General features: G+C 58.3%; 16 protein-coding genes. 10 read left to right on the top strand and 6 right to left on the bottom strand.

From position 1 onward, the window contains the following. The first annotated feature begins 249 nt into the window (after positions 1-249). From AC0L8N_RS06580 to AC0L8N_RS06560, 5 genes are all read left to right on the top strand, one after another. On the top strand, positions 250-918 hold the full coding sequence (locus AC0L8N_RS06580; protein ID WP_473666779.1) for a 5-formyltetrahydrofolate cyclo-ligase: 669 nt from the start codon (positions 250-252) through the stop codon (positions 916-918). Between the two features lie 102 nt (positions 919-1020). Further along, positions 1021-1467: a peptidoglycan-binding protein LysM gene (gene lysM / locus AC0L8N_RS06575; protein ID WP_473666778.1), complete on the top strand. Its 447-nt coding sequence runs from the start codon at positions 1021-1023 to the stop codon at positions 1465-1467. A 28-nt stretch (positions 1468-1495) separates the two neighbouring features. After that, entirely contained in the window at positions 1496-2026 is a 531-nt protein-coding gene (locus AC0L8N_RS06570) for a DUF937 domain-containing protein (protein WP_473666777.1), read from the top strand. 93 nt (positions 2027-2119) lie between these two features. Continuing rightward, the gene (locus tag AC0L8N_RS06565) at positions 2120-2494 is read left to right on the top strand and encodes a hypothetical protein (RefSeq protein WP_473666775.1); all 375 of its coding nucleotides are present in this window, start codon (positions 2120-2122) and stop codon (positions 2492-2494) included. Positions 2495-2539: 45 nt separating this feature from the next. After that, positions 2540-3532, top strand: coding sequence for a DUF1028 domain-containing protein (locus tag AC0L8N_RS06560; protein ID WP_473666774.1), 993 nt, complete (start codon positions 2540-2542; stop codon positions 3530-3532). A 48-nt stretch (positions 3533-3580) separates the two neighbouring features. Here AC0L8N_RS06560 and AC0L8N_RS06555 read toward each other — a convergent pair whose 3' ends face one another. Together AC0L8N_RS06555 and AC0L8N_RS06550 are read right to left on the bottom strand one after the other, a co-directional pair. Next, complete coding sequence (locus tag AC0L8N_RS06555) at positions 3581-4897, bottom strand: DUF418 domain-containing protein (protein WP_473666773.1); 1317 nt, start codon at positions 4895-4897, stop codon at positions 3581-3583. A gap of 143 nt (positions 4898-5040) precedes the next feature. Beyond that, positions 5041-5745: an alanyl-tRNA editing protein gene (locus tag AC0L8N_RS06550; RefSeq protein ID WP_473666772.1), complete on the bottom strand. Its 705-nt coding sequence runs from the start codon at positions 5743-5745 to the stop codon at positions 5041-5043. Between the two features lie 120 nt (positions 5746-5865). Between AC0L8N_RS06550 and AC0L8N_RS06545 the strand changes: the two genes are divergently transcribed. The 3 genes from AC0L8N_RS06545 to AC0L8N_RS06535 all read left to right on the top strand — a co-directional run bounded on the left by AC0L8N_RS06545 (position 5866) and on the right by AC0L8N_RS06535 (position 8940). Further along, complete coding sequence (locus AC0L8N_RS06545) at positions 5866-6999, top strand: amidohydrolase (protein WP_473666770.1); 1134 nt, start codon at positions 5866-5868, stop codon at positions 6997-6999. Continuing rightward, entirely contained in the window at positions 6992-7831 is an 840-nt protein-coding gene (dapF, locus tag AC0L8N_RS06540) for a diaminopimelate epimerase (RefSeq protein WP_473666769.1), read from the top strand. Before AC0L8N_RS06545 ends, dapF begins: the two co-directional genes overlap by 8 nt. A 134-nt stretch (positions 7832-7965) precedes the next feature. After that, positions 7966-8940 (top strand): serine hydrolase domain-containing protein, encoded by a 975-nt coding sequence (locus AC0L8N_RS06535; RefSeq protein WP_473666768.1) that lies wholly within the window; start codon positions 7966-7968, stop codon positions 8938-8940. A gap of 374 nt (positions 8941-9314) precedes the next feature. On the opposite strand, the gene AC0L8N_RS06530 is transcribed toward AC0L8N_RS06535, so the two are convergent. The 4 genes from AC0L8N_RS06530 to AC0L8N_RS06515 all read right to left on the bottom strand — a co-directional run bounded on the left by AC0L8N_RS06530 (position 9315) and on the right by AC0L8N_RS06515 (position 13683). Then, positions 9315-10730 (bottom strand): Na+/H+ antiporter NhaC family protein, encoded by a 1416-nt coding sequence (locus AC0L8N_RS06530; RefSeq protein ID WP_473666766.1) that lies wholly within the window; start codon positions 10728-10730, stop codon positions 9315-9317. A 69-nt stretch (positions 10731-10799) separates the two neighbouring features. Then, positions 10800-11828, bottom strand: a complete 1029-nt coding sequence (locus tag AC0L8N_RS06525; protein ID WP_473666765.1) for a histone deacetylase family protein — start codon at positions 11826-11828, stop codon at positions 10800-10802. Positions 11829-11840: 12 nt separating this feature from the next. Then, a complete protein-coding gene (locus AC0L8N_RS06520; RefSeq protein ID WP_473666764.1) occupies positions 11841-12338 on the bottom strand; it encodes a GNAT family N-acetyltransferase in 498 nt (165 codons plus the stop codon). Between the two features lie 52 nt (positions 12339-12390). Further along, positions 12391-13683, bottom strand: coding sequence for a TPR end-of-group domain-containing protein (locus AC0L8N_RS06515; RefSeq protein ID WP_473666763.1), 1293 nt, complete (start codon positions 13681-13683; stop codon positions 12391-12393). Between the two features lie 184 nt (positions 13684-13867). Here AC0L8N_RS06515 and AC0L8N_RS06510 point away from each other — a divergent pair, with 184 nt between their 5' ends. Both AC0L8N_RS06510 and AC0L8N_RS06505 read left to right on the top strand, forming a co-directional pair. After that, entirely contained in the window at positions 13868-14317 is a 450-nt protein-coding gene (locus AC0L8N_RS06510; RefSeq protein ID WP_473666762.1) for a c-type cytochrome, read from the top strand. A gap of 19 nt (positions 14318-14336) precedes the next feature. Further along, positions 14337-15215 carry a c-type cytochrome gene (locus tag AC0L8N_RS06505; RefSeq protein ID WP_473666761.1) on the top strand — a complete coding sequence of 293 codons (879 nt, stop codon included), beginning with the start codon at positions 14337-14339 and terminating at the stop codon, positions 15213-15215. The last annotated feature ends 9 nt before the right edge of the window (positions 15216-15224 follow it).

Genomic DNA, 15224 nt, shown 5'->3' with positions numbered 1-15224 from the left:
AATAACAGGCGGTCCTGCTCTTGAATGTGAACATTGGTTACGCTACTCGGCTCGGGCAAATTTGCAACAGCAGTACCGCCGTTGAACAGATACAGGTCAATTCCCGACGAACGCCGACTATCGCTGCGCATGGTTTGTGGCGTAACTTGACGCGCTACGGCAGGCGTTCAATGATCTGTGGGATGTGTTCGGCACGGCCGCGTGGCGGCCTTGCCGATACACCGTTGACAAGTTAGCGGCCTGAAACCGATGAATGACGACAAAAAAGAGTACGCCTCGCCACCCTGTTCCCTGCAGGACTGGCAAGCCGGAGAACAGGCTTCAGTCGCGGACGATGTGGCGAGCTGGCGTGGCAATGAACGAGCTCGCTTATTGGGACTGCGCTGTGCGTTGGAGGCCTCGCAACGCCGGCTCCACGAGGAGTCGATCATGGCGTACCTGGATCAGTACCTGCAGCGCCTGGTCGGCCCCGGTCAGCGGCCGATCATCGCTGTCTACTGGCCGATCCGGGGCGAGCCGGACCTCCGAAGCTGGTATTCGCGGGCGGCCGGGCGAGGCTGGCGGTTGGCTTTACCCGTGGTTGTAGAGCGCAACGCGGCGCTCCGCTTTCGCCGCTGGCATCCGGGCGATACATTACAGCCGGATTTGCTGAACATTCCGGCGCCGGCCAAACAGGAGGAGGTCGTGCCTGACGTGATAATTACGCCGTTTGTCGGCTACGACCGTTACGGTTACCGGCTGGGCAATGGCGGCGGCTACTATGACCGCAGTTTGCCAGCCATGGCGCGATTGCCGCAGTTGATCGCGGTCGGTCACCATTTCGGTGCGTTGCGCAGTATTTATCCGCAGCCGCACGATATTCCGATGAACGCTGTTGTTACGGAGCAGGGGGTACAGGAGTTCGCCAGCCGTGCGTAGCGTCGCCAGTCACACTGCTTAACGATGTAACAATTGTTCACTGCACAAGACCCGCAATGGGGCTAAAGTTATCAACTGAAGTAAACACACAAGGGGAAATCTATGGGTTTGTTCGATTTCGCGAAAGATGTTGGCCGCCAGCTGTTCGATACGGACTCAGAGGCCGCCGACAACATCAAACAACACCTCGAAGTCAAAACGACTGGAATCAAGAACATAACGGTCGACTTCGATGATGGCGTGGCCACCGTGTGTGGCGATTGTGACAGTCAGAAAACCCGCGAAATGGCGATTCTGATAGCAGGCAACGTCAAAGGTGTTGAGAAAGTCGTTGCGGATGGCCTGACAGCACCTGCGCCGAAACCGGAAGAACCGGTGTCAAAAGACGAGTTTTACGAGATCAAGAGCGGTGACACGCTCGGCAAAATTGCCAAACAGTTCTACGGAAGTGCCGGAAAATACATGCGTATTTTCGAGGCTAACCGCGATGTAATTGAAAACCCGGACCGCATCTATCCCGGTCAGAAGATTCGCATTCCGTTGGACTGAACAACCGAATACCAACCAGGAAATTACGATGGATTTATTAAAACTATTGTCGAGTGCCGGCGGTGACGCCGGAGTTGAGAAACTCGCCGGCCAACTGGGCCTGTCGTCGACATCGGATGCGCAGAAGCTGATTGCCGCGCTGGGGCCTGCGCTGCAGGGCGGTATGCAGAAACAGGCAGCGTCTGCGGGCGGATTGGCGAGCTTGCAGAAGGCGCTTGCCAATGGCGGGCACGAGCGTTATCTGAAGAACCCGGAGTTACTCGAAAAAGAAGAGACCCGCGAAGATGGCAATCGCATTCTCGGTCACTTGTTCGGCAGCAAGGATGTCAGCCGAAATGTGGCGGCAAACGCGGCGGAACAAACCGGATTCGATACCGGTCTTATCAAGAAAGCATTGCCGTTGATTGCCAGTCTGGCGATGGGCGCGATGGGACGTGCAACCGAAGAGAAGTCTGACGGTAGTTCAGGTGGGCTTGCGGCTCTGACGAGTCTGCTCGGTGGCGACAACAAAGGTAATCCGCTGGGCGACGTTATCGGGCTTGCGCGCAAGTTCTTCTGACCCGTTTTCCCTGTTGCGGCGCCTTTGCTACAGTGCCGGTATTGCTGGCGGCCATGGTGGCCGCCAGACGCCGTTTTGGAGACAGGAAACGAGATGACAAGAAGGCTAATTGCCATCGTTCTGGGCATCGCACTCAGCCTGAGTGTCTCGAGCAAAGAACAAGTCGCACAGTATTCAGGAAGCGGTTCGTTCACCACGGCCGAGTTCGATGTTACGGCACCGTGGATACTGGACTGGCGTGTGAACAGCGAATTTCAGGGGTCAATGGCCATCGAGGTCTCATTGATTGACGGCGGTACCGGTTTTCACAAGGGACTGATCCTGCAAACCAAGCGCCCCGGCAATGGTGTCCGCCTGTTTCGCGAAAGTGGACGATACCGCTTCAGAATCAGCTCGACACTGGCTCGCTGGGACTTGAAAGTCGAAGAGCTTACGCGGGAAGAAGCCGAGCTGTACAAGCCACGGTAACGGATTTGCCAGACTCCCATTCAGTTGCCACCTGACGAGGTCACGATGAACATACTTGCCCGTATTGCACTCGTTGGAATCGTTGCACTGAACTGCGCTCCACTCGCTCTTGCCGACAGCAGCTCGCTGCGGCCGGTGCATACCTATTCAATCGTTGCTCGCGATTCGGCTACCGGTGAGCTCGGGGTCGCGGTGCAATCGCACTGGTTCTCCGTCGGCTCCATCGTGTCATGGGCGCAGCCGGGCGTCGGTGCCGTGGCCACTCAATCGTTTGTCGACCCGAATTACGGACCGCTCGGCCTGCAGCTGATGCGTGCCGGAAAATCCTCGGAGCAGGCGCTGAAAGCATTGCTGGCAGCCGATGGCAACGCTGACGTACGTCAGATCGGCATGGTTGATGCGAATGGTGTGGTCGCGACACACACTGGTGAGAAAGCGATCGACGCACATTGCGATGCGGCCGGTGACGGCTACACCGTGCAGGCCAACCTGATGTGGCAACCGACGGTATGTGCGGCGATGCAGCGCGCCTATCTCGCATCGACAGGTGATCTTGCCGAGCGGATGCTGGCGGCGCTCGAAGCAGCACAGGCTGACGGTGGTGACATTCGAGGTCAGCAGTCAGCCGCATTGTTGGTGGTCAGTGGTGACGCCTCGCAACCGGCCTGGGGCGGGCGCCTGTTCGATTTGCGCATCGAAGACCATGCTGAACCGCTGGTCGAGCTTCGCCGCTTGCTGGTGATGGCGCGAGCTTACCGCTTGATGAACGACGGCGATGAATACATGGCTAACGGTGACACTGAGCGCGCGACTGTAGCTTACCGTGCAGCGTCAGCGCTGGTGCCTGGCAGTCACGAGATGATTTTCTGGCACGCCGCAACGCTCGCGGCCGATGGCAAAGTGGACGAGTCCTTGCCGTTGTTCAGCGAGGCTTTTGCGATGTGGCCGATGTGGCGGGAACTGGTACAACGCTTGCCAGCGTCGGATTTACTGCCTGACGACCCGGCCTTGATGCAACGTATTCTGGCGGTTCAATAACCCAAATCTGACGGCGGCGCAGCTCAACGATGTAGCGCGCGTCAGCGCTCATACTTTCATCGGTTGCCGTTGCCAGTAGGTCAGCGAGCGCCACAGCCACTCCGCCGGCCCGAAGCGGAACCGTGCCAGCCACCAGGGACTGAGCAGCAGTTGCAGGCCCAGCATGCCGGCGACAAACAGCATCTGCGCGGCGCGGGGAATGCTGCCATACAAGCCCATTCCGTACCCGTAGAACAACGTGGTCATCACGATGGAGTGCATGAGGTAGTTGCTGAATGCCATGCGGCCCACTGCCGCGAACCGCGCGCTCAGCTTTTGCAGCGCGCCTTTCTTAACGATGCTTATGACGAGGCCGATATGGCCCAACGCAACCAGGATGCTGCCGATGTAGTTCGCGATACCGCCGCGCTGCATCATGTACAGGCCGCTGAAGTCGTGGGCGGACAGGTCCATCGCGCTGTATATCGACAGTGGCAGGCCGATGCCGTAGCCGACCAGCATCAGTCTTGAGTAATAGCCGGGACTGCGGCTCCCGGAAAACACCCCGAGTTTCATCAGTGCCATGCCGATCAGCATCAGTGCGCCGATGCGCCACACGGCAAACCAGATCGTCATGTTGATCTGCATGGATAACAGGATCGGAGCCCGGTGGCTGACGGCATCCCCGTACGTACCAAGATACGCGTCCAGGTCTTCTTGCAGCGTTTCGTCACTGGGTTCCAGGAAGGCGCCAATTTCTGCCCATTCGTCGAGGCTGGCTTGCTGCTCTTCGCTAATCGCCTCGCCGGCTTGTTGCATGGCCGTGATGTTGGCGGTGCGGCTTTGCAGGTCGGACAGGTAGATGAAGCCGCCATGATTCAACAGCAGTGCGACTGGCAGGAGCAGGCAGGCCACGATGATCAGCGTGCGTGCCTTCAACTTGCGCATCGGGTAGATGAGCATACCCATCAATGCGTAGTGAAACAGGATGTCGCCAAACCAGACCAGGTAGCCGTGGATCAGCCCGATCATGAGCAACCAGAACATGCGTCGGTAGTAAATTCGGCCGAATTTCGCGTCGCGGGCTTTGGCCCGTTCCCACATGAGCACAATGCCTGCACCGAACAACATCGAGAAGATGCTCATGAACTTTTGGTCGGCGATGACGTGGGTCGCGAACCAGGCGCCGATGTTGTACCACTCAAGTCCACCCATCACGAGCGGATTACTGTAGGCCGCGAAAGGCATCGCAAAGCCGTAGATGTTCATGATCAGGATGCCGAGCACCGCAACGCCGCGCAAAGTATCGATAGTGCCGAATCGTTCCGCCTGGGTCACAGGGCCGGCTAACTGATCCGGTACCGCTGAGGTGAGTTCGTCGCTCATTGTCGTTCTCGCGTTGTTGTCAGGCGGAGGCGGAGCATAGCCGAATTGTTGCCACGGACTGACCGGTCCGGGTCTGTCTGCCCGCCGCTGGTCCGCAGAAACTGTCGTCCCTCACCGCCAGAGGGGCAGCCAGCGAGTGTGGTCTAGGGAAGTTCGATATACACCCGACGGTTTCGGCTGCCTTTTTTCTCCACTTTGCCAACGACTATCGTGCCGACCTCGCCGGTTGAACGCAGGTGCGTGCCGCCGCACGGCTGCAAGTCGATGCCCTCGATATCCAGCAGGCGTATCTTGCCGGCGCCTTGCGGCGGCTTCACCGACATGGTCCGTACCAGCTCCGGTTGCTCGGCCAATTCTTCATCGGTGATCCAGCGCGAAGTGACGGGCGTGTCGGCATCCACCAGGGCTTGCAGTTTGGCGGTGACCTCGTCTTTGTCCACGGTGTCCTGCATGTCGAAGTCGAGTCGGCTGCGGTCCGCGCCGATATTGCCGCCAGTCACTCCGTACCGGAGTACCGTCCCCAGCAGGTGCAGCGCCGTGTGCATGCGCATATGGCGGTAGCGGCGATCCCAGTCCACGATCGCTTTTATTCCTATGCCGGCTGGCGGCGCGTCCGCTTCGTTCTCGAGGATATGCCGAATAGCGCCGCGGTCGCCGTAACGGGTGTCGATGACCGCGGCTTCGCCACCGTCCCAGCGCAAGATGCCGGTATCGCCGGGCTGTCCGCCGCCCATGGCATAGAACACGGTTCGGTCCAGTATGACCGCTCCGCCTTCGACATCCAGCACAGTGGCTTCGCAGTCGCGAAGATAGGCGTCGTCACGAAATAAGGTTTCCGTCATGCTCATCTCAGGCTTCCCGTACGCAGTGGATTTCCGAAACAATTTACTCTCTCGACAGCGACAAGGGCAACGCCGGCTGATGCTGGCAGCTGACAGCGGGCACGCATCCTGACATCATCCGCGGCCATGACTAACGCACTGGAATTGCGCCACGCACTGCATGCCTGCCCGGATTTGTCGGGTGCTGAGCAGGCAACGGCTGCGCGCATCCGCGAGTTCTTCGCGCCACTTGAGCCGGATACAGTGGTCAGCGAACTCGGCGGCAGCGGCGTCGCATTCGGGTTTGATTCCGGAGTGGCGGGCGACACGCTCATGTTGCGTTGTGAACTGGATGCGCTGCCAGTGCAGGAGTCTGTTGCTCTGCCATGGTGTTCGATGCGCGAGGGCGTATCCCACAAGTGCGGTCATGACGGTCACATGGCTATTCTGGCGATGGTTGGCGAGCGACTCGCCAGACAGCGTCCGGTGAAGGGTCGGGTTGTACTGTTGTACCAGCCAGCGGAGGAAACCGGGGTTGGCGCACGACAGGTCACCTCTGACCCGCAGTTTTCCCGGATACGCCCCGATCTTATTTTTGGTCTGCACAACGTGCCGGGTTTCCCGTTGGGCCAGATCATCGTGCGTGACGGCACTTTCTCCTGCGCATCGCGCGGCATGATCGTGCGCCTGACCGGCAAGGCCGCACATGCCGCCCAGCCGGAAACCGGTGTCAGTCCGGGTGCTGCGGTATCCCGGCTACTCGATGCCAGCGAGAACATAGCGTCTGCACTCGCAACGGATGAGCTCGTTCTTGCGACGGTGGTCGGAGTCAGTATGGGCGGCCCGAATTTCGGGATGGCACCCGGGGAGGCCGAAGTCTGCGTAACATTGCGCGCTGAAACGGACGCGACAATGAGTTTACTGGTCCAGCATTTTGAAGCACTTGTGCAGCACGAGGCCGAGCGCTGCAGACTGCTATACGACATCCACTACCAGGACGTATTCGATGCGACCGTCAATTCAGCAGCAGCCGTGAACATTGTCAGGCAAGCAGCCACCGGGTTGTCATTGGCCGAAGTGATGGAGCCGTTTCGCTGGTCGGAAGATTTTGGCCGGTATACGCAGCTCGGCAATGGTGCATTCTTTGGCCTCGGCGCCGGTGAATCGATGCCGGCATTGCACAATGACGATTACGATTTTCCTGATGCTTTGATTCAGCAGGGTGCGGATGTGTTTCTGAATATTATTGATGTATGCCTCGGCAGTAACAACCATGACTAAGTCCGCCAGGCGCACCGGCTGGCCGTTCACGAAAATGCATGGGTTGCGCAATCACTTTGTAATAGTGGATGTGCGTCAGGATGCGTGGTCACCGGGCGTCGACGAAATTATTCGTATTTGCGATGTGCAAACCGGCGTTGGTGCGGATCAGCTCATACTCATAGAGTCATCAGAATCAGCACGGGCATTCATGCGCATCCTGAATACCGATGGGCGGGAAGCGGAAGCGTGCGGCAACGCGACGCGGTGCGTCGCTTGGCTGCTCCTTGAAGAGTCGGGCAATGACAGCGTGCTACTCGAAACGCGGGCAGGCGTGTTGCGTTGTGAGCGTGCCGGAGATCAGCAGGTGCGGTGCGAAATGGGCAAGGTGAGTATGGACTGGCAGCGTATCCCGCTCGCGGCAGCGCAGGATACTTTGCATCTCGGCATAGGTGCGGGTGAGCTTCAGGACCCGGCGGCCGTTAATGTGGGCAATCCGCATGCGGTGTTCTTTGTTGATGATCTGGACGCCGTCGATATCAAAACACTGGGACCGCAGATACAGCAGAACCCGGTATTTCCGCAGCAGGCGAATATTGGTGTCGCGGAATTGCTTGGGCAGGACCGCATTCGTCTCGTGGTGTTCGAACGTGGCGCCGGGCTGACCATGGCGTGCGGCAGTGGCGCATGTGCCGCCGTATACGCTGCGAGAGCGCGCGGTCTGACAGCCGCCTCGCAAGTCAACGTGAGCCTGCCGGGGGGCGACGTACAAATCGAAATTCGCGATGATGATGTGGCTGTGATGACAGGGCCTGTGGAATTCAGCTTTTCCGGAATGTTGTACGACGTCTGAATTCCGCCGAAGGATCCCACTGAACCGCAAGAGCAATTCAATGAGGTACACCAGTGAACGGACTTTTGAAACGGACTTTTCTTCCCGCGTTTCTGGCTATTGCAGCCTGTAGTGCAGGTACGGGAGGGAGCAACGTGGCGGTGGACGTGGACAGTATTTTCAGTGACTACCAGGGAGATGACCTGCCTGGCGCTGCGGTCATGGTCATACGCGACGGCGATGTACTTCTGGAAAAGTCGTATGGCATGGCCAACCTCGAAGACGGTATCGCCGTTGGCCCGACGACCAATTTCCGGCTGGCGTCCATTACCAAGCAATTCACCGCGAGCAGCATCATGTTGCTGGTTGAGCAGGGCAAGTTAAGTCTCGATGACACACTGACTGAATCGTTTGCCGGATTTCCCGCCTATGGCAGCGAAATTACGCTACGTCATTTGCTGCAGCACAATTCGGGTCTGATCGACTACGAAGGAATGATTCCCGACGACTACGATGGGCAGGTTTCAGACCGCGACGCATTGCGTTCCATGTACGAGGTCAGCGAAACCTATTTCCCACCAGGGACGGAATACCGCTACAGCAATACGGCGTACGCGATGTTGGCAATGCTGATTGAAGACACTTCGGGAAAGCCATTCGCCCGGTTCTTGCAGGAGCATATTTTTGAACCGCTGGGTATGGACAATACGGTGGCGTACCAGAAAGGCGTCTCAACGGTTGCCAATCGCGCCTATGGCTACACAGTTGAAGACGGCGAGGTCCGCTACTCCGACCAAAGTACCACGAGTGCTGTACTGGGCGATGGCGGTATCTACACCTCGCTGCGGGATTACTACAAATGGGATCAGGCGCTGTACACGGAGCGGCTTCTGTCCCAGGAATCGTTGCAACAAATGTGGACCGGCAATTTCGGCGACTACGGGCTCGGCTGGCGGGTCGACAGCAAGAACGGCCACCGACGACTGCATCATGACGGAAGCACCAGTGGTTTCCGCAACTACGTTATTCGCTACCCGGACGACAAACTGACAGTGCTGGTACTCACCAATCGGCGCGGTCCGGATGCCAAGCCGCTTGCAGAGGCCGTTGCCGCTCTGTATCTGCCATAAAAAAAACCGGCGATCGCCAAGCGATCGCCGGTTTTGCCCAAACGGTCTCGATCCAACTTCGAGCCCGATCTGACGCGTGAATTGAGTCCGGTAAATCCGGGGGTCCGAACTCAATGTCTACGAAAGCCAGTCTAGCGTCGAAATCCGCCGACCCTCCCATTTGCAACAATCGTTAACAATAGGCTGCTCAATGTCGGGTGGGAGACTGGCTGGCGATAGCCGCGCTCAGCCTGCCGCGATGCCGTTGTGTTCCGGAGCGGCGTTCAGCCCGTGATTGCGGCAATTGAAGGCCGCCTTCGAATCCATAGAAAACAACTAGTTACTCGGAATTCGACACGTTTTCTACCGACCTGGGCGGTTGCCCGGAGCGTGTGTCAGGCGAATACACCCAGCAGGAAGAAGCCGACTGCCGAGATAGCCGCGGCGAGCAGGGCGTAGGGCAACTGGGTCCGCACATGGTCGATGTGATCCGTGGCCGAGGCCATGGAGGCCACAACGGTCGTATCGCTGATGGGTGATGCGTGGTCACCGAATATGGCGCCTGAAATCGCCGCTCCCAGCATCAACGGCACCGGCAGCCCCAGCGTCGTGGCAATGGGGATGGCGATCGGAATCATGATGGCAAACGTGCCCCAGCTCGAGCCTACCGAAAACGCGATGAAGGCAGAGGTCAGGAACACCAGCGGCGCGAGCATCGGCTCAGGAACGGCTGCACCGACCACGCCGGCAACGTACGGCCCGGTGCCCAGCAGTTTGGCGACATCGCCGAGCGCCAATGCGAGCAGCAGGATGGTCGCGATTGGCAGCAGTGCGCCTGCGCCTTTCATAAACACGCGCATGAGTTCGTTGATCGTGCTCTGGCCGCGCGCGAGCATCAGTACCCAACTCACCAGAATGGCGAAACAGATCGACCATAGAATGGACTCTGAACCTGAGCCTTCAATAATGCTGCCATTGCCGGTGATATAGAGGCCAACCGGCATCATGAGAATCATGGCGAGTATTGGCACCATCATGAGGTAAGCCGGCGGCGGCGGTTCGCCTTCGTGCCCGGCGTCCTGTTCAGCCGACACGTCAACCATTGGCGTGGCGTCGGGCCAGAGGAATTCGCCGCGCGCAGTGCGTTCTTCCGCTGCCTTCATCGGCCCGATATTGATGTTCTTCCAGATGACGATGGCGGAAAGAATGATCGCCGTGATCGCGTACAGGTTGTACGGAATTGAAGCGATAAACACTGGCAGCGGGTCTTCGATGCCGGTAGCGGCAACCAGACCGATGATGACTGCGCCCCAGGCATTAAGTGGAATCATCACGCACACCGGTGCTGAGGTGGCATCGATCAGATAGGCGAGTTTTTCGCGGGAAATCCGGTAGCGATCAAACAACGGACGGCTGACAGCGCCGGCAACCAGCAAAGTGATGTTCGACTCAATGAAAATGACGATGCCGGTCATCCATGCCAGTACTTGCGCACGTACCCGGTTGTGAACAAAGCGCCGCGATTCAAGAAAGTGTACGAAGCCGCGTACGCCACCGGATTCTTCAATTGTGGCAATGAGTGAGCCGATCAGGAGCGTGAACACCAGTACCCGGGTGTCGCCCGGATCGGTGAAGACGTTCATGACGCCGTCCAGTCCGGCGGTCACGCCCAGCAAAGGGTTGAATCCGTTCAGGATGAGAAAACCCATCCAGATGCCAGCGAACAACGACAGAATGACCTGCTTGCTCCAGATGGCGAGCGCGATAGCAAGCAACGGTGGAAGTACGGAAAGCCAGCCGGGATCAGTCATGGAGTAAACTGTCTGCCTTGTTATTGGTGTCGATCAACTCTAACGGTTTGTCCGCATTCTTGCGAATCACTAACCGTGTGCTTTGGTGAAACCACCCAGAAACGCAGACAGGTTGGGGCCTAATGACTCGGACAGGTAGCCGCCTTCCTGCACCAGCACCGTTGGTACGGCACAGCCACCGATGGCCTGACCTATCCGGCCGAAGCCGGGCGTGGTGATTGCGAGGCCCTCAAACGGATCCGCTTCGTGGGCATCGAGACCAAGTGCAATGACCAGTGCGCCGGGCTCAAATGCCGCAATGCGCGCGAGTGCGCCGTCGAGCGCACGCAGGTAGTCGTCATCGGCGGTGCCGCGTGCCAGAGGAATGTTCAGGTTGTAGCCGAGCCCGGCGCCTTCACCACGTTCGTCGCGGTGGCCCCAGAAGAACGGGTAGAAACGCACCGGATCGGCATGCAGCGATACGGTCAGTACGTCATCGCGACCGTAAAAAACGCTTTGCGTACCGTTGCCGTGATGCACGTCGATGTCGAGTATGGCCACGCGCATGTGTTGCATTAGCAATGCTTCGGCCGCGATCGCGGCATTGCTTAAGTAGCAAAACCCGCCGGCAATCTCGCGGCTCGCGTGGTGTCCGGGCGGCCGGCACAGCGCATAACTCGCGGCGGCTCCTTCGACGACCAGCATGGCGGCGTGAGCCGCGCTGTGGGCACTCCAGCGTGCACTTTCCCAGGTGTTCGCCGTAATCGGTGCGGACGTATCGTAGTGATGCCAACCCACTTGACCGACCGCCGACAGCGGGTAGCCACCGTCGCGCCGATCCGGGTGAATGTTCGGCGTGACCTCGGCAGCAGCGCCTTCGATGCGTGACCAGCGGGTGTGTATGTTCTGCAAATAGTGCAGGTACTCGGGAGAATGGACCTGCGCGATGAATTGCAGTCCGTAGTCGTCTGGAGTTTCCAGTTTGAGACCGGATTGCTTGGCTGCTGACAGAAGCCGCATTGCCCGTTCCGGTACTTCCGGGTTTGCCTGGGGCGCGCCAGAGGACAGAAAGGACTTCGGGTCGTGCTTCTTTTGCGCGTCCGCAAAAACAACTTTCATTGCATGTATTCCTTAGTTGTTACGGCTGTCTGCCAGCGTGAGGAAGGCTTGGTCCGAAACCTGGTAAATGTGTTCGTCATCGCGCGCTTTGAAGCCGAGATGCTTATAAAAATCCTGCGCGCCGGTGTTGTCGGCATCAACGGACAGTCGCAAGTGCGTGGCGCCATCGGTGCGGGCGACACTGGCAGTTTCAACGAGCAAGCGGCGGCCAAGTCCTGTGCCGCGCTGGCTGTCATCCACGTACAGGTCCTGCAGGTAAGCGCCCAACTCGCCCCGCCAGCTGGAAAAATTGTAGAACCACAACGACAGGCCAACCGCAATGCCGGATGCTTCGGCCAGTAGCACATTGAACGCTGGCACAGCACCAAATCCGAAGTGCGCAAAGTCGGCTTCAGTGCTGCTCATTTTGTTGCTTTGGCCAGTTGCCTGTGCGAGCTGCGCGATGAGTTGCGCGATGGTTCCCGCGTCATTCTTATTCGCTCGGCGAATGATGATATTGGCGTCGCCCATGACGCCCCCTGGCGCTGTTGTGTGAGACGGTGATCGAATCACACAGGGTAAGTCAGTCCAGCGGCGCTGTCATCACGATGGTGGCGCCGATCAGTTCGTGCAGGTGCTCCGGTATGTGCGTGGGTATCGATTCCGGCGCGCTGCCCTGTCCAATGTAGTGAATTTCATTGCCGACCAGTGCTCCGGTAGTAGCGGTTACGTTCTTGTTGCCAAATTCAATCGTACGCGCGCCGGTAATCCGGTTTAGCCCGGCGTCCAGTGAGAAACGCATCAATCGCCACGGGCGCGCACCTTGTTGCACCGCAATCAAATCACCCTTGTGCAGGTACAGGCCGTCAACGCCGTAGAGCGGTACATGTTCTGGTGCTTGCAGGAACGTGGTCTGACCATCGCTGATACGAATGACGGCAATGCCGGCTGGATAGGAGGAAGTAATCAGGTTCTTGCCATCCGGTGTGACGACAATGCCATTGCTGCCGTACACCGGTTCGCTGCTTTCCAGAATCTCCAGATCACCGCCTGCTGCAGGTATGTAGCCGAGAACGGCGCCGCTAAGATAGATGTCACCATTGGGAGCTAGCGTCACGTCGTTAAAACCGAAGCCAACGTCGTCGCGTGCATAGGTGTTCTTCAGCTCCCCGCTGTCCAGCGCGAAAGCGAATACGCCACTGACTACCGGCGCATCGCTTGCAAACTCCTCCAGTAAATTTGTCCGGGTACCGATAACCCACAGCAGATTGCGGGCCGTATCAACGGTCATGCCGATCGCTGACAGCGGCCCGTCCTTTGCCACTGTCGCGAACAGCGTGTGCTGCCCGTGGCTGTCAGTGGCAAAAATTTCTCCACTGCGCATGCTGCCGAGAAAAAACCGCTCGCCAGCCGGATCCCAGGCGATGCCTTCGGGCAACAGGTCGAGTCGAGACAGCGTGAAGTTGTGCCGGCTGTTGCTGACTGGTTGCGTATTGGCCGCAGTGCGTGCGACAAGCTCTTTGAATCGCGGATCGCCCGCGAGGCTGGCGAGATCCGGATCGTCGGCCATATTGAAGTCAACGCGTGCCTCGGTGAGCCAGGTAAGCATGGCGAGCGCCCGTTCCGTTTGTCCGGTGAGCGCATAACCGCACGCCAGGTTGTAGCGCGTGTAAAGACTGTCGGGGTTGAGTTCGTGCGCGGCTGCCAGTTCGTCGGTGTATTTCTGAAAGTCGCCAGCGCTGTACGCTGCGTTGGCCGCGCGCAAATGTTGTTGAGAATCGCCGACGCCAGTCTGAGCAAAGCTGCTGCAGGGCAGCAGAAGCGCGGCAAGCCATGTAAACAGGATCGTGACAGGGTATCGGCGATAGGCGGACATAACAGGCGCTCCGGCGACATTATCGTATGTTCGTCCCGGATACGAACGAATAGTTCCGCGCGTTACTGAGTCAAATTTTGTCAGGCATTGGCGAATGGCTTGTTCAGGTGATTGTGCGATGGCGTTGGCTATTGCTACTCTTGTCCGTTCAGAAATCTGATAAACACTCCTTAGGAGATTCGCAATGCCCCGTAAACTCGTAGCTGCAATCCTGACCGTCACTATTGCCAGTGCGTTTTCTTTTACTGCCAGCGCCGAACCGTCGGCAGAAGATGCGTTTAAATACCGGGCGTCGTTGATGACCGTGTTGCGCGGACATATCGGCGCAGCATCCATGATCGTGCGTGGTCTCGTCGAAGATGACGGGCACTTGATCGAGCACGCGGAAGGTCTTGCGAATGGTGTGGCTGAACTGCACCGGGTGTTTCAGGAAGGTTCAGTTGTCGACGACAGTGAAGCACTGCCGGCAATCTGGGCGCAGCCGGAAAAATTCGCGGCAGCACTGGACGCAGCTGAAAAAGCCAGCGAAAACTTTTTAAACGTAGTTGCTGACGGCGGTGACGCTGGCTCAGCATTCCGTGATCTCGGCAAGAGCTGCGGCGGCTGCCACGACGATTTCCGCGTAGCTCATTAATACAGCGCGGTTTTCGCTGGTGATACCAGGGTTACGTGCGACCGTTCGCGCGATAGTTCTGTTTTCCACCGCGCTGCCTTTGTCGGCAGCTGCGCAGGATGACAGACTTTCGCGCGGCGAATACCTCGTCCATGCCGGCGGCTGTATTACCTGTCACACCGCTGACAGTGATGATGCGCAACCTCTGGCTGGCGGTCGCGCGCTGGTGTCACCCTTCGGTACTTTCTATTCGCCCAATATAACGCCGCACCAGGAAACCGGAATCGGCGGCTGGTCCGATGACGACTTCGTCCGGGCCGTCCACGACGGTTTGAATCCGGATGGCGCGAGTTATTTCCCCGCGTTTCCGTATACCTCCTATACCGGCATGAGTCGTCGCGATGTTCTCGACGTAAAGGCCTATTTGTTCAGCCTTGCACCGGTAGAGCAACACAATCGCGATCACGATCTGCCGTTCTACATGTCGACCCGGCTGGCGGCCAAAGTTTGGCGTAGCTTGTATTTCGAGTCACAACGATTTGAAAACGATGTAGAACAGAGTGCCGAGTGGAATCGTGGCGCTTACCTCGTCCGCCACCTGGGTCATTGCGGAGAATGCCATACGCCGCGCAAGGCCCTGGGCGCCGTTAACGGCGATCGGGAACTAGCCGGTAATCCTGACGGGGCCGACAACGAACGTATTCCCAATATTACGCCGCATAAAGACGATGGCATCGGTGGCTGGTCACGCAGCGACATTGAATATTTTCTGGACACGGGGATGTTACCCGACGGTGATTTCAGCGGCAGCTCCATGGGCGCCGTCATCAATGACAATACGAGTAAGCTGACTCGCGAAGACCGCCTGGCTATAGCGACTTACCTGAAGTCGTTGCCGGCGCTTGCCGACCAAGACTGACCAGGAGAT

This window comes from Woeseia sp. D3-10, from assembly GCF_055809415.1.
The sequence above is the reverse complement of the archived record's forward strand: the minus strand, read 5'-3'. Positions and strand labels throughout refer to the sequence as shown.